The sequence below is a fragment of the Helicobacter bilis genome (genome assembly GCF_001999985.1).
Lineage (GTDB): Bacteria > Campylobacterota > Campylobacteria > Campylobacterales > Helicobacteraceae > Helicobacter_A > Helicobacter_A rappini.
On the sequence record NZ_CP019645.1, the window covers coordinates 236384 to 260017 of the forward strand.

Below are 23634 nucleotides of genomic sequence, written 5' to 3' on the forward strand. Positions count from 1 at the left end.
ATTGCAATCTGCATTTTCACATCTCACCCCGGAATGATTTGCAATAAGCTAATCTCTCTTCTCTCAAATAATCGCATAGGCATACCCCACCAGCCTACACCATTGCTAACATAGATTTGTGTATTTTTGCCTTTATGCTCCCATGAATGAAGCCCTGATAAAAATGGCTGATCGAGTAAGACCAATAAATGAAATGGGAATATTTGCCCACCATGTGTATGTCCGCTTACCACAAGTCCTATGTCTTCACCTTGTAGCATTTTCAAAACCTTTGGCTGATGTGCGAGTAGTATCGTTGGGTATTGCTTATCTGTATAGGCTAGTGTCTTTTCTAAATCAGGGACTAATACACTATCTTTAAACTTCTCATGTCCTCCCATTAAGTCCGCAATTCCTGCGATATTTAAGCCAAGATTCCGCAAAACCATCGCTTGATTTGTAAGCGTTGTTATGCCTAGATCATTTAATGCTTTTATGATTGTATATGTATCGTAATAATACTCATGATTGCCTAGCACATAATAGATTCCATATTTTGCCTTGAGATTTGCTAACTCTTTTACAGAATCTTCTACGATATGATAGTAATTATCCACAATATCGCCGCCAAGCAGGATAATATCTGGCATGGTGCTATTAGTCTGTTCTACAATCTTTACGACTGCCTTTTTATCCATTAAGACATCGATGTGCATATCGGTTAATACGGCAATATTTAGTGGCTTTGTGATACCTTGCAGTGAGACTTGCGTGGTGGTTATCTTTGGCTCTTTTGCGTTTAAATAAAAGCTTAAAAGTGTCAAAGCAATGATGGCACACCAAGCTATTAAAAGGATTGAAATCTGCACCCTTTCAAGCACAAACGCACCAAAAGAAAGTCGTATAAACAAAGTCGCAATAAACACAAGCAAAGCGATATTACAACTTATCCAAAACACCCCAAGTGTGCTTGATAAAATCGTATAAAGCATGGAATCAATATGTGTGTGATATAGCTTTAAAAATACAACAATACAAAGGAAATTACAAATTACAATGAGTTTACCGACATGCCTTATAGCAGGACTTGTAGAAATATTTTTAAACAGCATATAATAAATAAAGACATGCAGCAGCACAAGTGCAATAAAGAATAAAATGCGGATACTAATCGCCACGAATAACCCTTAATGAAAGAAAAATTTTTGCTATAATTCTAGCATTTTTTTGCAAGGAAAACGCATGAAATTACAAAGTGTTTTATTTGTATGCTTAGGAAATATATGCAGATCGCCTTTAGCAGAAGGCATAGCAAAAAGCATGAATGACAGATTTGAATGGCATCTAAAAATAGATTCTTGTGGGACGAGTGCCTTTCATCGCGGAGAGCCACCACACAGGCAATCTATACGCATAGCAAAAGAAAATGGCATTGATATATCCATGCAGAAATCCCGCCCTATTAGCGTTTATGGCGATATGGAGTTTAACCTTATTGTAGCAATGGATTCTAATAATAAAAGGGATATTTTAGCGCTGGGCTTCCCAAAGGAAAAGGTGGTAAAATTAGGCGATTTTGATAATGGAGTAGATGTCCCAGATCCATATTATTGCAATAGTGATGATGGCTTTAGAGAAGTGTATAACTTAATAGAATCTTTACTAGAAAAAATGTTTAGCCATTATGGGTTTTGTGGGAAGTAGATTCTATTGTAATCATCCCACAAAAACACAAAAAGATATTATAATTTTGCTTTCTGTTATAGGCTTAAAAGCTATTGCATAAGATTTAAATAAATTTAAGGTTTGCTATGGATTTTTATCAACTTAGAGTGCATTTTATCGGTATTGGCGGGATTGGTGTGAGTGGATTGGCTCGATTCTTAAAAGCACAAGGGGCTATTGTAAGTGGTTCGGACATTAAAGACACCTCAATCACACAGACGCTAAGAGATGAGGGTATAGCCATCAACATACCGCATAATAAGGAAGTGATAGCCAATAAAGATTTGATTATCCATTCAGCGATTATAAAAGATTCTAATATCGAGATTATAGAATCTAAAAGACTAAATAAAGAGATTCTATCTCGCAAGGAAGCCCTAAAGATTCTATTAAGCAAAAAGAGGGTATTAAGCATTTGTGCGGCTCATGGCAAGTCTAGCACAAGTGCAATATTAGCCGCTATCTTGCCGCATAGCGGGGCGATTATTGGGGCGATTAGCAAAGAGTTTAACTCAAATGTGAGAGTGTCTAAAGATGATTTATTAGTCTTTGAAGCAGATGAGAGTGATAAAAGTTTCCTTAACTCAAATCCATATAAAAGCATAGTGATTAACGCAGAAGCCGAGCATTTAGAAAGCTATGATAATGACTTTAAAAAACTTCAAGATGCCTATCTCTCTTTTATGCAGCAAGGGCAGCAAGTTGTGCTAAATATGCAATGTGAGATTTTACAGAATCTTTATGTAAGACTAAAAGATTCTGGCTTTAAATCAAGTACGATTATCTGTCTTTATCCAGATGATGATATACAAAATATCACTTATGAATTGAAAGATTTACTCCCCTATACGACTTTCACACTTAAAGATTTAGGGCGTTTTAGCATTTATGGGATTGGCTATCATAATGCGTTGAATGCAAGTATAGCGGTCTTAAGTGCAATGGATTTATTACCACTCGAAGAGATTAAAAACAATCTTTTAGCATTTAAAGGGATTAAAAAACGCTTTGATATATTACAGAATCTAAGCGATAACACTCCATGTATTATCGATGACTACGCACATCACCCAACAGAGATTGTCGCCACACTTGAAGCCACGAAAAAATACGCAAAACTTTTAGAAGCACAAAAGGTATTAAAAAAAGATTCTAAAAATAGCTACAAAATCACAGCGATTTTTCAACCGCATAAATACTCGCGTTTGCGTGATAATTTAAAGGCTTTTTGTAAATGCTTTAAGGATTGTGATAGATTAGTCATACTGCCTGTTTGGGCGGCAGGAGAAGAGCCTATTAACTTTGATTTTGCCACACTTTTTAGTGAATATAAGCCCATTTTTGCAAGTAAAGTAAAGCGAGATAAAGAGAAAATCTTACTTTTAGATTCTAAAAATTGTGTCATAGAGACATTGAGTGAGGATATAATCATTGGGCTTGGAGCGGGGGATATCACCTATCAGTTACGCGGAGAGCAGTAGTGTATAAGCAAAAAAACACAAGATACAACATGAAAAAAGAAAGTATATTAGCCGAGCATGATTTAGCAGATTGTATTGGCTCTATGCAAAAACTCTGCGTTGTAAAAAAAACACAACATGGAATCTATTTGGCAAAATTATGTGATAAAGATAGTCTAGATTCTATGCCACTTAGGCAGACTGCGGAGATTAAGGCACAAAATAACAAGAGATTAGATTCTATAACAAATTGTCATGTTGAGCGAAGCGAAACATCTAATATAGAATCTAGAAAAGATTTTTCGCCTTTTTCAAAGGCTCAAAATGACAAAAAAATAGATTCTAATAATTTTGCACCCTTGAACCCTGCACCCACCCAAGTGGTAGAGATTCTAGAATCCGCACCAGCAAACCACGCAAACAAAACCACAAATTCTAGCGATTGCTCTATGGCTTTGGAGGCTTTGAGCGAATTGGAGGATAGGAGTTATCTAAGCGATAATGACTATCCATCCAATTCGCTCAATCGTTCAAATTGCATAGACAAGGGCGAATTTTTACAGAATCTAGACTTGAATAAAATTGTATTACTACCCAACGCCTACATAACTGGCAATGAAGAAATCGGCGACTATATAGAAGTTTTTATCCACACAGATTCTAGCGATAGAATCTTAGCCACGACTAAAAAGCCCTTAGCCATGCTAAATGAGATTGCAAGGCTTGAGATTAGAGATAGTAATAAAGATGGACTTTTTCTTGATATTGGGCTTGCAAAAGATATCTTCATGCCAACAAAATCTCTTCATCAATACGCAAATCATACGCATATAGTCGTGCGTATCACGCAGGATAAAATGAAAAGGCTAATCGCAAAAAAGGATATAAATCCCCTGCTTAAACCCTGTAAAACGCAGAATCTTTTACATAAAAATGTGAAAATATGGACTATTTCTAGCTCACCTATTGGAATCTTATGCGTAGTTTTGCCACATTATTATCATGGAATGATTTATAGCAATACACTTAGCTATCCACTAAATCTTTATGAAGAATATGAAGCAAAAGTAGTAAAAGTGCGAAATGATGGCAAGCTAGATTTAATTATAGCACGAGATATAAATGAAGTATATAATCTCATCGCAAAGCTAAATAGCAAGAATGAGTGTTTCATAGTTGATGATAAGTCTGCAAAAATGCTATCCATGAGTAAGAAAGGCGTAAAAAAAGAACTTACTACACTTCTAAAACAAAAGCGAATTGTATTTATACAGCATAAAGGCTATTGTGTTATAGAATCGCATTTAGCTAAAGAATTTTTAGATAACATAAATTCAAAAAAGCTAGATTCTATAATCTCAAGCATTAATGTAAGGGGACGAAATGAAAGATAATGAGAGATTAGAATCTGTGCTTACCGAGAAAGTTGCAAAACCTATGGCACAAGATACACTAGATTCTAAACAGATGTCAGAAGATAGGGCTTGTTATATTGAGAAACATAACAACTTCAGATAGTTTATTCTTTGTCCTTATATATGGATGCAAGGTTTGGGGATGCAAAAATTTATAGCCTCCAGATTCTGTATTGGACCGTTGCATAAGTAAATCATATTTTTCAAAAAGTTTTGCGCTTGGAGTGGGGCAAAATCGCCTTTAAGTTTATTTATTTTATAAAGATCATTTATCTCTAGCTCATACAACATACTTAAATGCGATATTCATAATATCAACGAGAGTAATTTGTTTTGTAACAAAGTTTCCACTAGAATCTGTCTTATTTTTGCCATATTCATCTTTCAATATGATGAATAATTGATTATCGTCTGTTGTCATTAAATCATAATATCCATAAGCTGCTTGAGCTAATTCCGCATTATCTTTGAGCTTGTTTATTAATATCTTACTTTGCAATGTTTAAATCCTTATTTTTCATTGATTTTTCAAGTTTGCACACTTTTCGTTTTATTTTATTGATATTGTTAAGTTCTATACTTACCCCTTTTATTAAACCTGCTGCTGCCATTGTCCCTGCTGCAGCACCTATTGCATTACCTGTTGCATAATTTAGCATTTGTGCTGGGTCTATATCCATTTCTATATAATTTCTTTGTGCTGCATAATCTAGCGGGCTTGCTGCAAAGCTTATCGCCCCTACTTTTGCAGCTTCTTTACTTGCTGTTTTTAGCCACCCTGCTTTACTCATAGCTTTTTGTGCGCCTTTTGCTCCCCATCCAGCTACGGGGATAGAAGTCATTACAATATCGTTATAATTATTCACTACAAACTTGTCAAAGTTTTTTATTATGCTTTTAGAGTCTATATGTAATAATTGATTTTTATCATCAATAAATGCATAATCCCCTGTTTCTTTTACATATACAAATGCTTTATAACCATGTCTTTTTTGCTAATTCCTACCCCTCATTTAAGATTGTTTGTCTTTGCTCTTTGCTGTGTTCTTTCCCTCTAAATATATCTGTAAGACTTGTATTTGATGATACCATAGCTAAGGCTTGGTTTAGTGTTTGTGATTTAATCTCTTTTCTTGTTTCATTTCTTAATAATTCTTCATGATGTTTGCTTTCTTTTGTAAATACTTTATCATAGCCCCAGTCTATAAAGCCTTGATTTCTTTCTAGATACTCTTTTTGTTCTTTATTTAACTCTTTTGGGTCTGTTATACCTTTTAGCGATTGTCTTATTCTTGCATGTTCTAGCTTTTCTTTATCAAAGCTTGTTAATCCTAGTGTCTCTGCTTTTGCATTATATTTTACTGCATAGTCATATAGTTTTCTCCCCTCTGCTTCTAATTGGTCTTTTAGCATAGAGTGTCCCCGTAACATGTATTTAGGGGCGGTTAATATAGCTAGCGGGGTTGTTTTTTACAATATGCGTGCCTTTTGCTATGCTTTTATCTATTTCATCTTCTAGTTTGCTTGAGTCTTTTAGATTCTGTGCTGCTTTTTTGCTTCTAGTTGTTGTTTTGTGAATTCTATATACTCTGGGTCGTTTGCATATGCAAAATCTTGTGTTTGCTGTGCTTGTGTTAGCTCTTGTGTGTTTATTCTAGATTCTGTATTGTTTTCTTGTGTGTTTAAATCTGCTGTGTTGGTGCTTCTTGTTGTGGCATTGGTTTATGTTGTGCAACTAAATCTATATTATTTACTTGTATTTCTGTGTTTTTTTCTTTGTCTTGGATTACTGATGGGTTTAGAGAGAGTGTCATTTTGTTAATATCCTTTTTTAGTGAAAGCTTTCATCTTGTGGTAACATTTTAATGTTTTTACCTTTTTTATAGCAGGAGTTACCTATATGCGTGAATTCCTATCATAAAAAAGGGCAAATCATTAAAATGTATAACCAAGATAAAAGCTAAGAAGAAAAACAAAACAACCCCCTTTATTTTATTTACTTTATATTTTACTATTGCATAAAGTGTAAATAAGTGGGCGGCAATGCGTTCTTTAACCCCAAAAAACCTTAATAAAAATGAATTGATTGCATTGTAACCTTGTAAAACTTAACATGATTTCTTTTTTTTTGTCTCGTTTGAGGCGTTAGCTGAAGTGTCTTTACTTGCAAAAGGGTTAGATGTTTCCAGCTTACGCCTCAACATGACAAGGAAAGGCGGCCCCCGCTTTTTATAGGCATTCCTTAACTTTTTTGCTTCATTCATTGCCGCCCACTTATTTACACTTTTTGAATTTCTACATTTTGGCTAGGAGTTATCTAGATAACTCCTAGCCAAAATGTAGAAAACTTTATTTTATTAAAAAGGATAACAAATGGCAGAATTAAACATCGCAGAAAGCAAAACTCTCAAATGGGAAGGCGGCTATTGTAATGTAGCAGGCGATAGGGGTGGCGAAACTATCTTTGGTATTGCTAGAAATATGCATCCAAAATTGAGTTTATGGGGTATCATGGATACTTATAAAAGAAATTATGAGAGTTTCGGAAAAGCTAATTATAAAGAGTTGGAGAATCTATGTTTGGGCAATGCGGAATTTAAAAAAGAAATGGATAACTTTTATCGTAAAGAATTTTGGGATAAGATAAAGGGCGATCTTATAGAGAGACAAGAAGTAGCAAATGCTTTGTATGATTTTGCAGTCAATAGTGGTGTAAGTCGAGCTGTAAAAAGTTTGCAAGAAGTTTTAGGTGTAGTAGTTGATGGAAACTTAGGAAATAAAACACTACAAGCAATAAATGAAAAAGAAGGTAAAGAATTATGTAATAAGCTATGCGATAAAAGAAAGGCATTTTTTGAAGCGATTGCAAAAAAGGGACAGAATGCAAAGTTTTTAAATGGATGGCTTAATCGTGTTAAAGATTTTTATGCTTAGTTTATCTTTGTTTTTATTGCTTTGTAATATAGCTATTATGATATATGCAAGTAGCAATGTAAAGTGTAGCCATACACTACCTTATGAAAGCTTTAATTTTAAAGGTTGCAAGGCTAATTAGTTTTTATTTATACCATTACATAACTATCTTATTTTATTTTAATATCGTTTTATTTACCCCACTTTAATTGTAAAAAGGATAATAGCTTAATGCAAAAAGAAAAATTACTTAAAGAACTTGCATTACGGACACTTGCAAAAAGAGATTTAAAAACCTTTTTGCTTTTAAAATGGGAACGATTTAACCAGAAGCCTTTTATTGATAGTTGGCATTATGATTATTTATGTAAGGCTTTAATGCAAACCCTGCCACAATCAAATAATCAAATACAAAGGCTTATGCTAAACATGCCGCCTAGCTATGGTAAAACAGAGATTATTGCAAGGACTTTTCCTGCATGGGCTTTAGGGAATGATAGAAGCAGAAAATACATTTATATCAGTTATAGTGATACTTTGTGTAAAAAGATTATTAATGAAATAAGGGCTTTATTAAAATCTAAATTTTGGTTAAGTATATTTAAAGAGCCGCCGAGATTCTTAAGAGAATCAAGCCAAGAAGTGATATTAGAAGAAGGCGGGGGATTATTTGTAACGACAATTAGGGGTGCAATAACAGGTTTTCATGCACACCAAATCTTAATCGATGATCCTATAAAAGTCAGTGATATGAGTTATAAGGTAGAAAGAGATAAGGTAAATGATACTTTACGAAATATCGTTACAAGATTGCAGGATAATAAAAGCAATATTACAATACTTATGCAGAGGTTAGGGGACGAGGATTTATGCGGCTTTTTACTCAATCCTAAAGAGTTTGACAATGAGAGTATAAAAGCATGGAAGCATATAAAGCTAGTAGCATTGAATAAAGAAAAAGAGATTTATGCACTTGATGATTTTACTTATGAGAGAGAAGCAAACGAACCGCTATTTACAAAAAAGCATGATATAGAAGCTTTGCATTCCTTGCGTTTGCAGTTGGGTGAAGATGAGTTTGAGACACAATATCAGCAAGAGCCCCAAGCAAGTGAAGCAGGGTATTTTGAAAGCATATATTTTAAAGAGATTCCAAGCTATGAAATAAGTGAAACTAAGGATTATATATTTGTAGATTCTGCCCTATCGTTAAATGAGAGTGCGGATAATAGGGCGATTGTTGTTGTTGGATTGGAAAACTATCAAAATAGCACGAGATATATTATTAAAAATTGTTTGTTTGGAATATGGAATGAGGAAGAGACTATAAAATTTTTAATTGAAACAATGTTGCAGTTTAATAAAGCAGGTGTTTATATCGAATCAGATGGCGGCGGCATAACGCTAAATCGCTTACTACAAAGAGAAATAGTCTTAATCAATGAAAGGTTAAAAAGGCAGGATAAAGCAATAATCAGTAATGACATAAATGTATATGTAGCCAGTAGAAAGGTGGCAAAAGTAGAGAAAATAAAGGCATTAAGAAGCTATTATAATACAGGCTTTTTAGTCTTTTTACATGGTGCAAGTGGGATAAATCAAATAAAAAAGGAATTGCTAAGTTTTAACCCAGAAAAGCCTTTTAGAAAAGATGATTGCATAGACTGCATTGCAAGTTGCATAGCACATAAAGATTGTTTGCCCCCTGCTTTGAAAACGGATAGGGCGTTAAGTTTAAATAGGCATGCGGTGAAGAAAGGGTGGCGGATATAGCTTTTATCCTTTCTTTTTAAAAGCTTTCATCTTGTGGTAACATTTCAATGATTTACCCTTTTTTATAGCAGTCATTACGCATTTAGGTAACTCCTGCTATAAAAAAGGGTAAAAGCATTAAAAGCCCACCATCAATCTTGGAAAGCTTGGTTTGCCTTGCGGCTCAACATGACAATCAGTCTAACTTTTTGTTTGTTTTTATAAGCTTTTTAAAAGCCTTTTTTAAAATATCAGTGATAAAACATAATATTTGAAAGATTATAAAAGAAATAGACAAAAATAAGAAAGAAGTACCAAACGCAAACATTACGCCCCAGATGAAGTCATACATTATGTATCCTTTATGTAAAAAAAATTGTATAATTGTAATTATTTTAGTGATTAAATTTTAGGGGGAAGAAATGGAAACTTTAATAAGTGTTTTTAGCGTGTCAAGTGTTGATTTTGTAAAGGGTTTTTTGATGGGATTATGTCTTAGTGCGATAGCTTGTTTTTATTTTTGCAAGTGGTTTGTAAAATATATAAATAGACAAAGTGAGCTATTATTAAATAGTCATAAAGATATGTATAAAGAACAAATACAAGAACTAAAAGACTTGCTAGAGAGACAAAAATCAATCTATGAAACACAAAGGCATATACAAGCTACAAATGATGTAGTAGCGAGTGCGGGGTTATTGAAGTTATAATACTTTTAGATAAAGGCTAAAATACAGCTTATTCTTTATCTAGTTTTTCAATGCTTGTTATTAATGTGTCTAAAATCTTAGATTTTTCATAATAATAAAGCCATGATTTTACCCAATCGGGGATTTTTTCTGCCCTTTTCCAATTCACTACGCTTTCATACTGCATATTTACAAGTTTTGCAAACTCTTTTTTACTTAAATTCACTTCTTTTAATCTTTTGTCAAATTCTGCATAAATCATATATAACCTTTTTATAACATGTTAAAAACAAACCTCCTTTCTGTTATACCTAGCATGTAACAATTTGTAATAAAAATTAAAATTTGTTAATACATTGGACTAACAAAAAGCACAAATAGCAAGAAAGCTATTATAATGAGTTTGTTTTTAAACATTTCGTTTTTCCTCCTTTCTTTAGCCTCGCTAGGAAAGGTAAAAAACTCCCGCTTAAGCTACCAACTCAAGCGGTAATAAAATTATACTACAAAAATACAATTAAATCAAGTTAAAATAAATTAATTATTTATTATTTATAGTGAAAAAGACATAAAATGCACGATGAAAAGATAAAAAGAGAAGTAGAAATTTTTTATAAATCAAATCATACGAACGCTGCAGAGACTTCAAGGAAGTTTAATTTGCCTTATACTACGATTAAAAAGTGGATTGAAAAAGAGGGCTGGGAGAGTGGCTCTGCGATAAAAGATATTGAAACAACAAGTAAAGAAGTTGTTACAGAGAGTTTTAATCTAGTTACAAAAACCGCACAAAATCGCTTAAAAAATGAGATTATACAAAACTTAGGGGAAAGTGCGTATAATGTAGATAGTGTTATTTTAAATTCGCTGATGAATGAGGCAAGTGAAAGTTTATTAATACAAGCAATGAGTTTAAATCATATTAATAAAAGTTTAGCACTGAATGCAAGTATCGCAAAGAATGCGTTAATGGAACTAAGTATAAATGATGATGGAAGTATGCAAAGCAAAATGGCGATTATTGCATGTAGTGAAAAGGTGAGTAAGATTTTTAATGAGTTAAAGACTTCATTGTATGGAAAAGAGATAACGATTACACAGAATGCAAAGAGTGATTTAAGTGAGATGAGTGATGGGGAATTGCTGGAGTTGATAAATAAAGCGGATTTGAGTGAGTAGGCGACAATCTAAAAAAGAATTTACTACATTTACCCTAAATCTTTTAAAATCTTTATTGCTTCTTTTATCTGTTTTAATTCCTGTTTTAATTCGTAATTTTCTATGATTAAGTTAAGAAAAATTTCCGCATTTTTGGGCGTTTTGGCTTTCCATTTTGAAAAAGCTGTATAATGCAATCCCATTAATTCTGCTAATTGATTTTGCGTTATACCTAAAATCTTGCAAACTTCTTTAACTTTATCCATTTATTAGCCTTTAGAAATTTTCTATAATTATAACATAAAAATATATAAAAAAGCTTGATTTAATTGTAGATTTGTAGTATAATTTTATTACCGCTTGAGTTGGTAGCTTAAGCGGGAGTTTTTTACCTTTCCAAACCTGCATTAATAGGGCAAGGCTAAAGAAAGGAGGAAACTTATATGATAAACAAGCTTATTATAATAGCATTCTTGCTATTTGCGCTTTTTGTTAGTCCAATGTATTAACAAATTTTAATTTTTATTACAAATTGTTACATGCTAGGTATAACAGAAAGGAGGTTTGTTTTTATCATGTTGGCTGTTTTGTTTTTGGCTCTTTGTTTGGTATGGTTTTCTTTTTTTATTGCTTTTTCTTGTGTAACTCTTTTAATCTTTTTGTCATGTTGAGGCGTTAGCAAAACTCTTTATTGTTTATGTGTTAGATGTTTCGTGCCTTGCACTCAACGAGACAAATCTGCCTGTTTGCTTGGGCTTCTCTTGTTGGCACATTTGCGATTTTCATGTAAATTAGCACAAAGAAAGCACACAAAATTAGAGGCGTTGGATTTTAAGGACACACACGCACGAACGCAAAGGCACGCACATTAAAAATAATCACGCACGAACACACCAAAAGCCGCACGCACAAAATAAGGGGAAATTGCGTTTTTATTATGTTTTTGTTTTATAAAAGTAGCTTATAATATAAAATTGTTTGATGGATTTTAAGACAAAAAAGCCAAAGCGTGTTTATATGCGGGAAAAAAGTGTAACGAGAAAATTACATTTTTAGCTTTTTTATGATAGAATGAGAGCATTTTTTAAGCTTTGAATGCTAGAGTTTTGTTGGCTTGGGTGAGTGGATTCTATTAAACCACAAAAAGTTTATTAGAATCTACGCATAAGATACTCCCAAAACAATAAGATAAATCAATTGCTATATGTAAGCAATTGTGTAGGATTAATCACATTGATATACTCGATCCAAAAAAATAAAAAAATAAGGCTTAGAATATTATAGAATCTTATTCACATTGAAATTATATGCTTTAAAGTTAAGATTCTAAGCGGCTGGTCGTGCCTATAAGCTAAGACAATAATTTACTATTTTCTAAACAACATATACTCTATTCTTGTGTTATAATTTTGCCTTTATTCTAATAGAGAGTTCGCTCCAGCTTATTCAGTGCGATTGCCTTCGATTTTTATTATTTTCATGGGGTTAAACATGGATACCATCATCTTGCAAAATCCAATAGATATGCACATACATTTACGACAAGATTCTATGCTAGAAGCAGTGCTACCTTATAGTGTGCGGCATTTTAGCACGTTGCTTGCTATGCCAAATCTAAATCCACCACTAATGGATGCGGAATCTATACTTGCTTACAGACAAGAGATTATGCGATTAGTTAAAAAAGATTCACAAAATTGTGGATTAAATGGAGAGCATTTTATCCCCATTATTGCCTTATATATCCATGATAATCTCACGCTTGATATGCTAAAGGAAGCACATTTAGCTGGAGTTAAGATTCTAAAACTTTATCCAAGGGGGGCTACTACAAATGCTGAAAATGGCGTGAGTGAAGTGCTAAATAAGCATTTATTAGCCCTGCTTGAAGAAGCACAGAATCTAGATATGATTCTAAGCATACATGGTGAGAGTGCGGGTTTTAGCATGGATAGAGAAAGGGAATTTTTAGAAATCTTTAGCGAGTTAGCAAGGACTTTTCCGCAACTAAAGATAATCATCGAGCATTTAAGCGATAGGCATTCACTTGAGTGTATCCATAAGTTTAGCAATCTTTATGGCACGATTACACTTCATCACATGCTTTTAACGCTTGATGATATTATAGGCGGTAAGCTTAATCCTTTTATGTTTTGCAAACCTGTGGTAAAGACACCCAAAGATAGAGATGCGATACTAGAGGCGGCATTGAGTGGAGATTCTAAAATTAGCTTTGGATCTGATAGTGCGCCACATACGATACAAGCAAAGCTAGATGGAGCGGCTGGAATCTTTAGTGCGCCAATTCTACTTGAAGCCTTATGTACGCTTTTTGCAAAGCATAATAAGCTAGAGAATCTCTCACATTTTCTAAGCCTTAACGCACAAAAGATATATGATATAAAGCTGCCTTTCACCAAGCAAATCACTCTTAAAAGAAGCCCTTTTACATTTGGAGAAAGCATAGAATCTAAGTTAGGTAATATCTCTGTATTTATGGGAGATTCTACACTTAACTACAAAGTAGATAAGATAGAGATTCTATAGGTTAAATATATGAAAATACTTGATTATCTCTTTTACATAGCGTTATGTATAGTAGCAAGTATTGGATTATTTAGCTTTAATCGCAGCGTTGATATGTATTTTTTTCTGCCTACTTTTGAATCAACACGATATGAAGTATATGAGAAAGAGCAATGGCAGCTAGATTCTATAAATCTAGTCTCAATGGATATAACACAAATAAACCCTGATAAATATCTCATTAGCTACATAAGCAAGGATAAAGATAATAATACAAATCTATATGGCATGATTTTTTACCCAAGCAAATACAGCATACTAACCCAAAAAGGAATATGGCAAAATATTGCCACAAACACAAAAACACATAGCCAAGAAATACTACTCTTTGACACAAAAACTCTTAACACACAAACAAAGCAACACATACATTCCTTGCATAGTGCCTTGACGCAAAATATTGATTCTAATCTTTATTTATTTCTTAATGCTACCCTATTGCAAAAGCCACTTACCACAAGGACATATATCTTTCAAGCAAACTTAGAAAATATTGCAAAAGCTATTGAATCTAATACTACACAAGAGAATGCAAAACCACTTTTTAGCTTGCATGAAAATCCGGCATTAAGCCTATTTGCAAGGACAAATGCGTTTTTCTCGCATAAACCAAGCACTTTTTTTGGCACAAATAATACTATACAAGGCATAATCTTACCATTTTTTACACATATAGAAAAAGATCAAGCATTCTTTGGAATCTTTAATAAAGAACTCCAACTAGAAGAGGTAGTAAAACCACACGATAACATACTTTATACAAACCCGATTATACTCCCATTGCATCCTATCTATGATATAAATAATCCAGCAGATGATTCTGCAACACATCAATGTTTAGCCCTATATAGCAATAAAACAATACAAGATGAGTCGCCAAATCTAGCCTATCAACTTTGCAAGATAAGTAATGGCTCATTGCAATTTGAAGATATGCAAGAGAGTAGTAACCTAAGCGTTGGGGCTATGAGTGCAGCAGTGTTTGGACGCTATATCGTGCTACTTTATACAAATAGAGAGAATACGACAATCAATCTAGCCGTATGGAATGGCAGCGATTTTATAACTTTAAAAGAACTTGATAGAAGCACAAAGGGAAGCTTTATAAACCCAAAGATACTCACTCATGGAACTTATGCTTATATTGCTTACGCAAAAGATATGCAAAATAAAATCAATATAATCACATTGAATGAAACTTATATTAATAACCTTATTGCATCACGCAATGCGATAAATCAAAATGCAATGAAATAGGGAGTTTTATGTAGTTGAGGGTTTTAATTCTGTCTCCGTTATCTGCCTACTTCTAGTGTGGCTTTGTGTTTAGTATTACCAACACATCATCCATAAATAATGGGGTGCATTTATTGCCATCTATAAAGAGGTGAAACTTCACGCAAGCAAACATTATATGCGTAAGTTTGTCTATAAATCTTGGGTAGTAGTCATCGTTTTGGATTTGCTTCAAAGCAGAATCTAAAAGAGCGATTTGCTTAGGATTTGCCCCCTTTAGTCCACCTATTTCATTGATAATATCATCGTGCGTTATTTGCACTTCTTGTAAGCTTAAATATTTCATTTATCTTTTAGCCTTTCAAACACGGCTCTATTTTCTAACTTTTTTAAATCTTATAGCATAGCTTCGTGTAATTGCTGGAAGTCATCGGCTTTTGTCTGCTTCACACCTAAACCCTCCTCTGCCTTGTCCGCTGGGGCTTTAAAGTCATTTAGAAACTCTTGCTTGACATTTTCTAGTATTAAAGTCGTTTTCTACTCCTTAAATATATTTTGTGGATTCTAGCGAAAATATTTGTGTTGTGGCTTAAATTCCATATTAAAAACCTACAGGGAAGTTTCCTTTAACATGATTAAAGGGCTGGGCAGATAAAGCCTTTTAGAAACTTTGCTTTAAACTTCTCTCTAAACTTTATGAAATTGCTAAACTTAATGTATTGAAACTTTGAAAAGGTGGCTAGGGTTCAGTGTGGAATCTCTATTATAGATTTCTAAAGAAAAATTGTGCGAAATTTCATTGCTCACCTTTCCCATAGAATCTTTGTAGCGTTCATAAGTGGCGTTACCTAAGGCTACGCCATCTTGATTTTTACCCATATTTGTTACTTGTGTGGCAGTTGTGGCTTTCCGCATAGGGTGGATTGATAAAAATAATTAGCTTTTTGCGTTTTTTTCATCATTTTGTAGGATTTATTGTAGGGATTCTGGTGGTTTAGATTTTATGCAATTAGGACACTTAGAAACTAGCCCATTTTTTGTCATATTGAGCCTTTTTTCTATTGTCATTTTTGCAAGTATGGGTGAAATCCTTACGGATTGCACGAGGTGTTAGCCGAAACATCTCACTAGCATGAAAATAAAGATGTTTCAACTTTTTCAAAGTCAGAACCATGACAAAGTGAGACAAAAGGGCAACATCACAAGCACAAACAATCATGCGAAAAACCTTTCTTTTTGCTCTATTAAAGCAAACCTGTCAAACTCTGCAAAATAGTCTCTTAAATCCTGCGGACTAAAAGTCTCATACATAAGCAATATAAACTTATATATTGCCCTTTTTGTCTCTTGCTCTTTTAATCCCAGCTTTTTACGCACAGAATCAATAAAAGCTTTATTTGACAGCTCATTTGCTCTCTCTTGCACTATCTTTGCCCTCTCTTGCCCTTTTTTATAGTTTTCTAAAAACTTTAAGGCTTCTTCATCTGGGCTAAACTCACCTTTTTCATACAAGCACAATAAAAAGTTACTTGGAGGCTTTAATATCTTTGTTTGCAAGTAGCAATCATGGTATTTTTTTATGCTTTGCATGTCGTAAAACTCAAAGCCTCTGTATTCATCACTGGCATCTACTCGTTTTATGGGGGGGGGGGGGTGGCTTAAACTCTCTTTTTTCGCTGAAGTCTTTGGTAAGAACTAACATGTAAATCCTTTTTATTAAAGTTTTATTGCTTTATGTTATTGTTTGTCATATAGCAATAAGGCAAAACTACAAAGTTTTATGCTAATTGAACAGATTACACACAAAAGCGTTCATATTAAGGTACTCAACCACACAAAAAACTTTGTGTAAATTTGCAACATTGTTTTAAATATCAAAAAGGATTTAAAGTTAAAGAATAGGAGATTTAGCAATTAAATAGAATACATGCAAGACTTATAAAAGAGTAGAATTTCATTTAGAATTTATGAGAGTTTAAAGCCTTTATTAAGTTTTATGCTAAAACAAAATAAAACTTCGCAAATTATAAGTCGAGCTAACATAGCTTTTCATATGTTTTTATTTGCTTATTTTAGCTGGGTGGTTATAGAAATTTGGAATCTAGAAGTAAAGCGTAATCTAAAATCCGCTATTTCTTAGTGCTTCGCCAATAGTTTTTCCACGCAGATTAGTCATAGAAACATCACTTGTTGCTACATTTACTTCACTTAATGCTCGGATTGCCTCCATACATGCCATAATCTCTTCTTTCTTAGTGTCTATGTATTGATGTAATGATTGAAAATCTTTAGCATTTAAAAGTGGCATGGGACTTGCCATCTCAAAAGATACGCTATGTGTCCCCATTGATGCACTAAGCTCTGTATCAAACAAATCTCTATCGATAAAACGCGTATTTGTTATCAAATCTCTAGCCTGTGAGAGAAGGATCTCACTCATATTCACATTTGCTGGATTTGTAGGATCTTCTTCTAGGCTAAACTCTATCTTTGAGACGATAGTTTGTAGTTTATTTAGTTTTGCACTTAACACTTGCAGACAGCCTACAAGTTCATTAGCAGCCTTTATTCCCTCACCAAAACGATGTGTTTGCATTTTGCTTTGTGGCACTGCATTCATCATAATATCTTCGATATTATCTAAGCCACCTAAATGCTTCTTAAAAGTTTGCAACATCTTGTCCATAACGCATCCTTGTATTAAAATTTCCTTAAAACTAAGCAAATAGTATGCCAACCTTGTAAATTTCTAGAATCTAAAAACTAGTGTTGATTTGGTAATAAGATAAGCAGCCTAAAGATTCTAAAAAAGGGATCTTTTTGCTTAATGCTTAAATAACAAGTAGCCTTAGAGTCTCTGTCTTTGACGGTTATGCGAACTGAAGATATGTGCGAAGAAAGCGTTTGAAATCTACACTTAAACAATTTTAAATCAGATGGATATGTGGTTTCCTTTTTATTTCATTAAATCTATCATCAATTTTACTTATGCTTTTTTGTATATCTTTTTCATTTAAAAATGAGGCTAACTCTACCATAATCGTGTTTATATCTAAGGTTTCTTGTTTGTTTGGCAAGATGGGCGATATGGCATTATGGAAAGCTTCTTGCGTTATCCCCTTAATGTTACCCTCTTCTTTCTTGCTATTGCACTCTAGTGCTATTTGTGTTCTTTTATCTAATGTAAAAATATATTTTGATTGCAATGCAACTTCTTTTTGATTAAAAAATATTTGCGAGGCTAACTGCAAATCTGCTACTTGCATTTGTATAACATTTGTTAGCTTATATTGATTGGCATCTTGTGGCTTTAAAACTTCAAGTGTTATAGTAGAATTGTAGCCTATATGTGCTGGTGATATAAAGTTTGGTTTATTTTGAATGTTGAGATGATTGTTCATTTGTATTCCCTATATCACTTTCATCTATCTTTTCAAATTTAAGATTTTTAACATGATTTATGAAGATAATCACACCAGGGATAAAAAGAACACATGCAATTATTACCTTAGCGTAGAAAAGATCTACAACCAAATACAAGTCAAACAAGACATACCCAAGAACACATATAATCGCAAGTGGTATTGTAGCCACATATACTTTCTTTTTATTTATTTTTGATACCTTGTATTTTGTCTTACATTTTTGACATTCACACATGATATCATATTTATTTTCACCGGTAGAATCTAATGTTAATAAGTTAAACTTCTCACCACATACTTCACATGCACGATACAACATTCTTAAATCCTTATCTCAAATTCCATAATGATAACATATTATCTATGTTTCCACTTCAATTAATCATTGCTTATTATCTCACCCCAACCCTTACTCTCTCGCACCCATTAGGTGCTAGTAATACCTTGCCTTGTATATGAAGTAAAGATATTTCTGTGTCATTTCGCTTAAAATCTTAGTAAAATCAATTGGGAATGTATCATCATTTAGCTTTACATTTCTGTCTAATGCCCTAAGTATTGTTAGCATTTGTGTGTGTTTTTGCATTCTTGGATTAAAGTTTTTAAATATTGTGTTCTCTAGCCCTTTTATGCTATCACCCCATTGTGTGTCTAGCACTCTTTGTTTCCATTGCTCTATGGTAAGTCTTGAATCTAAGTCTTTTTTATTCATGCCTTTGGTTAGGGCTTTGGCAAATTTGTCATTTAAAGACTCTTTTATTTGTGCGTAGTTTTTATTTGCTTGTTGGAAGTTTGAGAAAAGTTCGTCTGCTTCTTGACGCGTTAATGTTTTTTGGGTAGGATTGTGGGATAGGAATGCGGGGGGCTGTTCGATAAACAGGCCATTCGTTCCTGAGTTAAGACTCTGCGTTCCTGTTGTGTGGGCAGTGGTTTGGTCTGCGCTGTTTAACCGCATAACACTATCTAACTCCCATACTATAAATTCTATTCCCCTGATCTTTTCCTTCTTTTGTTTCTTTTTAATGTAATTAAGGCTTCTGTATTGTCATCAACCCTTGAAATATAGCGGTGTATTTGTATATTTTCAACGCCATTCTTATCCTTATGCGTTTCCTTAAACACTGAATTTTGATATAACTCATCTAATCTTTTTGCGATTGTTAAATGTTCTTGTTCGCTAAAACCATTTGCTATACTTTTTTGTATAGCTTTATCGCTTTCTATTTTCTCTATACCTTTTTTGGTGATGATTGCTATTCGTCCATCATTCTTATTTTCTATTGGAATATTTATTTTTAGTGTTAGCTCGGCTTCTAGCTCTTGGCGCAATGTGTGTAAGTTTTTAGCAGGGTTTACCTTTGTTTCTTTATTGAGATGTTTTGCTTCGCTCAACGAGATAATTCCGTGCGCATTTGGATAAAAATCCAAAAACTATCTATTCACCAAGCAAATCATTGCGCATTGCTACCTATCCGCCCTTATCACACCAAAAGTTTAAAAAAATCTTGCCTATTATTCCAAAAATGATGATTTTTGCTATACTAAAGACACTTTTAATTTCACGACAAAAGGACACACAATGAAAATCACTTACACACTCACAGATGAATCCCCAGCCCTAGCGACCTACTCATTTCTGCCTATCGCAAAGGCTTTTTTAAACCACGCAGACATCAAAGTAGAGACTGCTGACATTTCGCTAAGTGCTAGAATCTTAGCCCAATTCCCGGAGAATCTAGCTCCAAATCAACGCGTAGAAGACGCCCTAGGTCAGCTTGGTGAGCTTGTCAAAACGCCAAATGCGAATCTCATTAAAACCCCAAATATCTCCGCTTCAATCCCCCAGCTTAAAAACGCCATAAAAGAGCTACAAGCAAAGGGCTATAATGTGCCAGATTTCCCAGATGAGCCGAGCAACGAGCAAGAAAAGGCAGTGAAAGAAAAATACCAAAAGGTGCTAGGATCAGCGGTGAATCCTGTTTTACGGCAGGGTAACTCTGATCGCCGTAGCACCAATGCTGTAAAATCCTACGCACAGAAAAACCCTTACCGAGTAACGCCTTTTGATAAAAACTCAAAAAGCTGTGTGAGCTATATGAAAGAGGGCGATTTCTTTGATAATGAAAAGGCGGTTTTGATAGAATCTCCCACGACTGCTAAGATTATTTTCAAAGATTCTAATGGTGAGAAAGTGCTAAAAGATAGGCTAAAACTAGAGGCAAATGAGATACTAGATGCCACCTTTATGGACGCTCAAAAATTGAGTGAATTTTACGCAGAGCAAATTGAATCCTGCAAAAAGCAAGGCATACTCTTTTCACTGCATTTAAAGGCTACGATGATGAAAGTAAGCGATCCAATCCTTTTTGGCTATGCGGTGAAAGCGTATTTTAAGGAGCTTTTTACTGAGTTTAAGGACGAGTTAGAATCTTTAGGTGTGAATGCCAATAATGGCATAAGTGAGCTACTTACAAAGATAGAATCCAGCCCCAAAAAAGCGGCGATTCTTGCGAAATACAATGAGATTTTAGAAAAGTCTGCCAAAATCTCTATGGTAAATTCCGACAAAGGCATTACGAATCTGCATATCCCAAGCGATGTCATCGTTGATGCCTCAATGCCTGCTATGCTGAAAAATGGCGCGAGATTATGGGATAAAGACGGCAAGGAATGCGATGCCAACGCTGTAATCCCTGATAAGACTTATGCGACTATTTATGAAGCCGTGATTGAAGATTTAAAGGCTAATGGAGTGCTAAACCCCGCTACGCTAGGCAGTGTTAGCAATGTAGGCTTAATGGCGAAAAAAGCTCAAGAGTATGGCTCACACGACAAAACCTTTGTAGCCCCAAATGATGGCGAGTTTATTATCGTAGATTCTAATGATAACGCGCTGCTTACTCATAGCGTGAAAAAGGGCGATATTTATAGAGCTAATCAAGCGAAATTTGATGCGGTGCAAAACTGGATTGATTTAGGGATTGAAAGAGCGGATTTGACAGGGGATAAGGCGATTTTCTGGCTTGATTCTAAAAGGGCTAGTAATAAAATTATGATTGATTTAGTTAAGAAACGCTTGCAAGAAAAGGGTAAAGACATAGCCATTTTAGCCCCAAAGGAAGCGTGTTTAGAATCTTTACGCCTTATCCGTGCTGGGAAAAATGCCATTTCTATCACAGGCAATGTTTTGCGTGATTATTTGACGGATCTTTTCCCAATTTTGGAGCTTGGCACAAGTGCGAAAATGCTCTCCGTCGTGCCTATGCTAAATGGCGGGGCGATGTTTGAAACCGGGGCTGGTGGCAGTGCGCCAAAGCAGGTAGAACAGCTCGTGGAGGAAAATCACTTGCGTTGGGATAGCTTGGGTGAGTTTTTAGCCTTGCAAGCAAGCCTAGAATTCTACGCGCAAAAGCAAAATAGCTCTAAGGCAAAGGTGTTAGCAGATGCGCTAGATTCTGCTACTTCACAATGGCTTGATAATAACAAAGCCCCTTCACGCAAAGTGGGCGAAGATGACAACCGCACAAGCCATTTTTACTTGGCGATGTATTTTGCTAGGGCGTTGAGTGAGCAAAAAGTGGATTCTAGCATTGCAGCATTCTTTACGCCCATTGCTAATGAGTTAGAATCTAAGCAAGATTCTATTAGAGCTGAATTTAACTCCGCTCAAGGCGTGAAAGTAGATCTAGGCGGATATTATAAATTTGATGACAATAAGGCTGAAAGCGTTATGCGACCGAGTAAAAGCTTTAATGCGGTGATTGAAAGGATTGCAAGTAAAGGTAACTGATAGTCAAAGCATCTCAATGTTTAAATAAGTTTATAAAATTTGGAGGTAGGATATGACTTTTAGCTATTTAGTTACACAAGAAAAGCTAGAAAGTTATTCTAATAGTCAATCCTGGATGCGCAAGGCAAAAGATGATTTTTATACGAGGCTTACAAATAGGCAATTTCCTTGCTTATTTGCCCTAAATGCTTTTTGTAATAAGGGTATTTTGTTTTTATTTATTGATGACAAGCAAAGCTTATTATTGAATGGCTTAATGGAATATATTAGTTTTGTGAAAAATACACCTATAAAAAATAGACTTACTAATCCACTCGTCATATTTTTTAAACAGGAATTTGATACATTGGAAAAAGAACATGTTTTTGCATGGGAGCAAATTCAATTCTTGCATGACAACGATACACACCCTATCCTTCCCATATTCCACTTGATACAGATAGTCCGCAATGGTGTTTTTGCTTTCAGGATATTGAGTTATTTATAAATGTAAGTTGTCCGCACCATGATATGTATAAAAATAGAAATTTAGGTGCTTACATAGCATTTGTGATAAATCCTAGAGAAAATTTTGATTTTGTTGCAAGTGGCAGTAAAAAAAGTGGCATTAGAGTTAGAGAGCGAATTAGAGAAAGGGTTAAAGATTATAATAATGGTATTATTCCAAAAGAGTTGGGATTTTTTGGTGATGAAGATAATAGAGAATGGAGGCAATATACTTTACAAGAAGAGCGAGAAATATTCAAGGTTTGTCCATTTAGATTTTCAGCTAAAAAGGGATTAAGATGATACATTTTGATATATTAAGTGCGTATCTTTTGGCAATTATTGCACTCATTGCTACACCCGGTCCCGTTGTTGCCATTGTGATAAAAAATGCTATTAGCATACAAGATTCTAAAACTAATAAACCTATGAAAAATGCCTTCTTTACAATCTGTGGGACAAATCTAGGCTCACTCATACTTATCGCTGTAAGCATTGCGGTGATTTTAGGTGTAGCAAAAGTTTCAGAATCTATGCTTGGGATTATGAGTATTGTAGGCTCTTGCTTTATTTTTTATCTAGGATTTAGCTCTCTTTACCACACTTTTAAAGCAAAAAAGACACAAACACATTCCCAAATAACAAAGCATAATAATTTACACGAGAATAACCACTTTAATACAAACTCTAAAAGCAAACCATACTTTTTACAGGGACTACTTCTAAGCCTATCAAACCCCAAAGACATTTTATTTTTTATCGCCTTTTTTCCGCAATTTTTAGGTATAACGCATTCCATTTATCTTAGCATTACAATTCTTACGCTATCGTGGATAGCCCTTGATTTTAGCCTACTTCTTTTTATAAGCTACATTTCCCAAAAGATACAACTAGAGCGATTTGAAACGCTCATAACAAAGATTAGCGACATTGTGCTTATAATAGTTGGAATCTTTGGCATTGTATATGGAGTAATATCTTTAATGGTATAATAATTGATACAAAATTATCTTATTAGCA

Annotated in this window: 26 protein-coding genes and 2 pseudogenes; 13 read left to right on the forward strand and 15 right to left on the reverse strand. The window is 34.1% G+C overall.

Annotated elements, in window-relative coordinates:
* Window positions 1-23: 23 nt before the first annotated feature.
* Window positions 24-1157, reverse strand: coding sequence for a metallophosphoesterase (locus XJ32_RS01105; protein WP_077388059.1), 1134 nt, complete (start codon window positions 1155-1157; stop codon window positions 24-26).
* A 64-nt stretch (window positions 1158-1221) separates the two neighbouring features.
* Here XJ32_RS01105 and XJ32_RS01110 point away from each other — a divergent pair, with 64 nt between their 5' ends.
* From XJ32_RS01110 to XJ32_RS13120, 4 genes and pseudogenes are all read left to right on the forward strand, one after another.
* Window positions 1222-1683, forward strand: coding sequence for a low molecular weight protein-tyrosine-phosphatase (locus XJ32_RS01110; RefSeq protein ID WP_077388060.1), 462 nt, complete (start codon window positions 1222-1224; stop codon window positions 1681-1683).
* Window positions 1684-1790: 107 nt separating this feature from the next.
* Window positions 1791-3185 carry a UDP-N-acetylmuramate--L-alanine ligase gene (gene murC / locus XJ32_RS01115; RefSeq protein ID WP_077388061.1) on the forward strand — a complete coding sequence of 465 codons (1395 nt, stop codon included), beginning with the start codon at window positions 1791-1793 and terminating at the stop codon, window positions 3183-3185.
* A 206-nt stretch (window positions 3186-3391) separates the two neighbouring features.
* Window positions 3392-4558: pseudogene (locus tag XJ32_RS12530) on the forward strand (S1-like domain-containing RNA-binding protein); the annotation flags it as partial.
* Window positions 4548-4682 (forward strand): hypothetical protein, encoded by a 135-nt coding sequence (locus XJ32_RS13120; RefSeq protein ID WP_302475942.1) that lies wholly within the window; start codon window positions 4548-4550, stop codon window positions 4680-4682. The pseudogene XJ32_RS12530 and the gene XJ32_RS13120, both read left to right, overlap by 11 nt.
* 177 nt (window positions 4683-4859) lie before the next feature.
* On the opposite strand, the gene XJ32_RS01125 is transcribed toward XJ32_RS13120, so the two are convergent.
* The 4 genes from XJ32_RS01125 to XJ32_RS13125 form a co-directional block, all read right to left on the reverse strand.
* On the reverse strand, window positions 4860-5078 hold the full coding sequence (locus tag XJ32_RS01125) for a hypothetical protein (protein WP_077388063.1): 219 nt from the start codon (window positions 5076-5078) through the stop codon (window positions 4860-4862).
* Window positions 5068-5445, reverse strand: a complete 378-nt coding sequence (locus tag XJ32_RS01130) for a hypothetical protein (RefSeq protein WP_155761419.1) — start codon at window positions 5443-5445, stop codon at window positions 5068-5070. Before XJ32_RS01130 ends, XJ32_RS01125 begins: the two co-directional genes overlap by 11 nt.
* A gap of 136 nt (window positions 5446-5581) precedes the next feature.
* Entirely contained in the window at window positions 5582-5992 is a 411-nt protein-coding gene (locus XJ32_RS01135; protein WP_077388065.1) for a hypothetical protein, read from the reverse strand.
* Window positions 5993-6261: 269 nt separating this feature from the next.
* A complete protein-coding gene (locus tag XJ32_RS13125; RefSeq protein ID WP_302475943.1) occupies window positions 6262-6393 on the reverse strand; it encodes a hypothetical protein in 132 nt (43 codons plus the stop codon).
* A gap of 559 nt (window positions 6394-6952) precedes the next feature.
* On the opposite strand from XJ32_RS13125, the gene XJ32_RS01140 reads away from it, so the two are divergent.
* From XJ32_RS01140 to XJ32_RS01150, 3 genes are all read left to right on the forward strand, one after another.
* The gene (locus tag XJ32_RS01140; protein ID WP_077388066.1) at window positions 6953-7513 is read left to right on the forward strand and encodes a glycoside hydrolase family 108 protein; all 561 of its coding nucleotides are present in this window, start codon (window positions 6953-6955) and stop codon (window positions 7511-7513) included.
* A gap of 210 nt (window positions 7514-7723) precedes the next feature.
* Window positions 7724-9265, forward strand: coding sequence for a terminase large subunit domain-containing protein (locus XJ32_RS01145; protein WP_077388067.1), 1542 nt, complete (start codon window positions 7724-7726; stop codon window positions 9263-9265).
* A gap of 401 nt (window positions 9266-9666) precedes the next feature.
* Window positions 9667-9954, forward strand: a complete 288-nt coding sequence (locus tag XJ32_RS01150) for a hypothetical protein (RefSeq protein ID WP_077388068.1) — start codon at window positions 9667-9669, stop codon at window positions 9952-9954.
* Between the two features lie 28 nt (window positions 9955-9982).
* Here the strand turns inward: XJ32_RS01150 and XJ32_RS01155 are convergent, their stop codons facing one another.
* The gene (locus XJ32_RS01155; protein ID WP_077388069.1) at window positions 9983-10195 is read right to left on the reverse strand and encodes a hypothetical protein; all 213 of its coding nucleotides are present in this window, start codon (window positions 10193-10195) and stop codon (window positions 9983-9985) included.
* 311 nt (window positions 10196-10506) lie between these two features.
* Here XJ32_RS01155 and XJ32_RS01160 point away from each other — a divergent pair, with 311 nt between their 5' ends.
* Window positions 10507-11112, forward strand: a complete 606-nt coding sequence (locus tag XJ32_RS01160; RefSeq protein WP_077388070.1) for a hypothetical protein — start codon at window positions 10507-10509, stop codon at window positions 11110-11112.
* A 29-nt stretch (window positions 11113-11141) separates the two neighbouring features.
* Here XJ32_RS01160 and XJ32_RS01165 read toward each other — a convergent pair whose 3' ends face one another.
* The gene (locus tag XJ32_RS01165) at window positions 11142-11357 is read right to left on the reverse strand and encodes a helix-turn-helix transcriptional regulator (RefSeq protein WP_077388071.1); all 216 of its coding nucleotides are present in this window, start codon (window positions 11355-11357) and stop codon (window positions 11142-11144) included.
* Window positions 11358-12582: 1225 nt separating this feature from the next.
* On the opposite strand from XJ32_RS01165, the gene pyrC reads away from it, so the two are divergent.
* Complete coding sequence (gene pyrC, locus XJ32_RS01170) at window positions 12583-13638, forward strand: dihydroorotase (protein ID WP_077388072.1); 1056 nt, start codon at window positions 12583-12585, stop codon at window positions 13636-13638.
* 9 nt (window positions 13639-13647) lie between these two features.
* Window positions 13648-14934, forward strand: coding sequence for a hypothetical protein (locus XJ32_RS01175; protein WP_077388073.1), 1287 nt, complete (start codon window positions 13648-13650; stop codon window positions 14932-14934).
* Between the two features lie 52 nt (window positions 14935-14986).
* Here XJ32_RS01175 and XJ32_RS01180 read toward each other — a convergent pair whose 3' ends face one another.
* The 8 genes from XJ32_RS01180 to XJ32_RS01220 all read right to left on the reverse strand — a co-directional run bounded on the left by XJ32_RS01180 (window position 14987) and on the right by XJ32_RS01220 (window position 19766).
* On the reverse strand, window positions 14987-15259 hold the full coding sequence (locus XJ32_RS01180; RefSeq protein ID WP_077388074.1) for a Fic family protein: 273 nt from the start codon (window positions 15257-15259) through the stop codon (window positions 14987-14989).
* Between the two features lie 365 nt (window positions 15260-15624).
* Window positions 15625-15828 carry a hypothetical protein gene (locus XJ32_RS01185; RefSeq protein WP_077388075.1) on the reverse strand — a complete coding sequence of 68 codons (204 nt, stop codon included), beginning with the start codon at window positions 15826-15828 and terminating at the stop codon, window positions 15625-15627.
* Window positions 15829-16128: 300 nt separating this feature from the next.
* On the reverse strand, window positions 16129-16503 hold the full coding sequence (locus XJ32_RS01195) for a hypothetical protein (RefSeq protein ID WP_077388077.1): 375 nt from the start codon (window positions 16501-16503) through the stop codon (window positions 16129-16131).
* Window positions 16504-17032: 529 nt separating this feature from the next.
* A complete protein-coding gene (locus XJ32_RS01200) occupies window positions 17033-17599 on the reverse strand; it encodes a flagellar FLiS export co-chaperone (RefSeq protein WP_077388078.1) in 567 nt (188 codons plus the stop codon).
* Between the two features lie 241 nt (window positions 17600-17840).
* Entirely contained in the window at window positions 17841-18314 is a 474-nt protein-coding gene (locus tag XJ32_RS01205; RefSeq protein WP_077388079.1) for a hypothetical protein, read from the reverse strand.
* Window positions 18286-18657 carry a hypothetical protein gene (locus XJ32_RS01210; protein WP_077388080.1) on the reverse strand — a complete coding sequence of 124 codons (372 nt, stop codon included), beginning with the start codon at window positions 18655-18657 and terminating at the stop codon, window positions 18286-18288. Before XJ32_RS01210 ends, XJ32_RS01205 begins: the two co-directional genes overlap by 29 nt.
* 114 nt (window positions 18658-18771) lie before the next feature.
* Window positions 18772-19293, reverse strand: a complete 522-nt coding sequence (locus XJ32_RS01215; protein WP_077388081.1) for a hypothetical protein — start codon at window positions 19291-19293, stop codon at window positions 18772-18774.
* A 29-nt stretch (window positions 19294-19322) separates the two neighbouring features.
* Window positions 19323-19766: an LPD3 domain-containing protein gene (locus XJ32_RS01220; RefSeq protein WP_077388082.1), complete on the reverse strand. Its 444-nt coding sequence runs from the start codon at window positions 19764-19766 to the stop codon at window positions 19323-19325.
* 151 nt (window positions 19767-19917) lie between these two features.
* Between XJ32_RS01220 and XJ32_RS01225 the strand changes: the two genes are divergently transcribed.
* The 3 genes and pseudogenes from XJ32_RS01225 to XJ32_RS01240 all read left to right on the forward strand — a co-directional run bounded on the left by XJ32_RS01225 (window position 19918) and on the right by XJ32_RS01240 (window position 23606).
* The gene (locus XJ32_RS01225) at window positions 19918-22128 is read left to right on the forward strand and encodes an NADP-dependent isocitrate dehydrogenase (RefSeq protein ID WP_077388083.1); all 2211 of its coding nucleotides are present in this window, start codon (window positions 19918-19920) and stop codon (window positions 22126-22128) included.
* 115 nt (window positions 22129-22243) lie between these two features.
* Window positions 22244-22917: pseudogene (locus XJ32_RS12535) on the forward strand (YqcI/YcgG family protein).
* Window positions 22914-23606, forward strand: a complete 693-nt coding sequence (locus XJ32_RS01240) for a LysE family translocator (protein ID WP_077388086.1) — start codon at window positions 22914-22916, stop codon at window positions 23604-23606. The pseudogene XJ32_RS12535 and the gene XJ32_RS01240 overlap by 4 nt, the downstream one beginning before the upstream one ends.
* Window positions 23607-23634 lie beyond the last annotated feature (28 nt).

Excerpts from the sequence above, each read along its gene's own strand:
- XJ32_RS01155 (WP_077388069.1), bottom strand. The coding sequence starts at position 10,195 with ATGATTTATGCAGAATTTGACAAAAGATTAAAAGAAGTGAATTTAAGT.
- XJ32_RS01215 (WP_077388081.1), bottom strand. The coding sequence starts at position 19,293 with ATGCGGTTAAACAGCGCAGACCAAACCACTGCCCACACAACAGGAACG.
- XJ32_RS01140 (WP_077388066.1), top strand. The coding sequence starts at position 6,953 with ATGGCAGAATTAAACATCGCAGAAAGCAAAACTCTCAAATGGGAAGGC.
- XJ32_RS01200 (WP_077388078.1), bottom strand. The coding sequence starts at position 17,599 with ATGGACAAGATGTTGCAAACTTTTAAGAAGCATTTAGGTGGCTTAGAT.
- murC (WP_077388061.1), top strand. The coding sequence starts at position 1,791 with ATGGATTTTTATCAACTTAGAGTGCATTTTATCGGTATTGGCGGGATT.
- XJ32_RS01185 (WP_077388075.1), bottom strand. The coding sequence starts at position 15,828 with ATGCGGAAAGCCACAACTGCCACACAAGTAACAAATATGGGTAAAAAT.
- XJ32_RS01165 (WP_077388071.1), bottom strand. The coding sequence starts at position 11,357 with ATGGATAAAGTTAAAGAAGTTTGCAAGATTTTAGGTATAACGCAAAAT.
- XJ32_RS01240 (WP_077388086.1), top strand. The coding sequence starts at position 22,914 with ATGATACATTTTGATATATTAAGTGCGTATCTTTTGGCAATTATTGCA.
- pyrC (WP_077388072.1), top strand. The coding sequence starts at position 12,583 with ATGGATACCATCATCTTGCAAAATCCAATAGATATGCACATACATTTA.
- XJ32_RS01210 (WP_077388080.1), bottom strand. The coding sequence starts at position 18,657 with ATGTTGTATCGTGCATGTGAAGTATGTGGTGAGAAGTTTAACTTATTA.
- XJ32_RS13120 (WP_302475942.1), top strand. The coding sequence starts at position 4,548 with ATGAAAGATAATGAGAGATTAGAATCTGTGCTTACCGAGAAAGTTGCA.
- XJ32_RS13125 (WP_302475943.1), bottom strand. The coding sequence starts at position 6,393 with ATGACACTCTCTCTAAACCCATCAGTAATCCAAGACAAAGAAAAAAAC.
- XJ32_RS01135 (WP_077388065.1), bottom strand. The coding sequence starts at position 5,992 with ATGCTAAAAGACCAATTAGAAGCAGAGGGGAGAAAACTATATGACTAT.
- XJ32_RS01175 (WP_077388073.1), top strand. The coding sequence starts at position 13,648 with ATGAAAATACTTGATTATCTCTTTTACATAGCGTTATGTATAGTAGCA.
- XJ32_RS01180 (WP_077388074.1), bottom strand. The coding sequence starts at position 15,259 with ATGAAATATTTAAGCTTACAAGAAGTGCAAATAACGCACGATGATATT.
- XJ32_RS01195 (WP_077388077.1), bottom strand. The coding sequence starts at position 16,503 with ATGCAAAGCATAAAAAAATACCATGATTGCTACTTGCAAACAAAGATA.
- XJ32_RS01150 (WP_077388068.1), top strand. The coding sequence starts at position 9,667 with ATGGAAACTTTAATAAGTGTTTTTAGCGTGTCAAGTGTTGATTTTGTA.
- XJ32_RS01160 (WP_077388070.1), top strand. The coding sequence starts at position 10,507 with ATGCACGATGAAAAGATAAAAAGAGAAGTAGAAATTTTTTATAAATCA.
- XJ32_RS01145 (WP_077388067.1), top strand. The coding sequence starts at position 7,724 with ATGCAAAAAGAAAAATTACTTAAAGAACTTGCATTACGGACACTTGCA.
- XJ32_RS01225 (WP_077388083.1), top strand. The coding sequence starts at position 19,918 with ATGAAAATCACTTACACACTCACAGATGAATCCCCAGCCCTAGCGACC.
- XJ32_RS01205 (WP_077388079.1), bottom strand. The coding sequence starts at position 18,314 with ATGAACAATCATCTCAACATTCAAAATAAACCAAACTTTATATCACCA.
- XJ32_RS01110 (WP_077388060.1), top strand. The coding sequence starts at position 1,222 with ATGAAATTACAAAGTGTTTTATTTGTATGCTTAGGAAATATATGCAGA.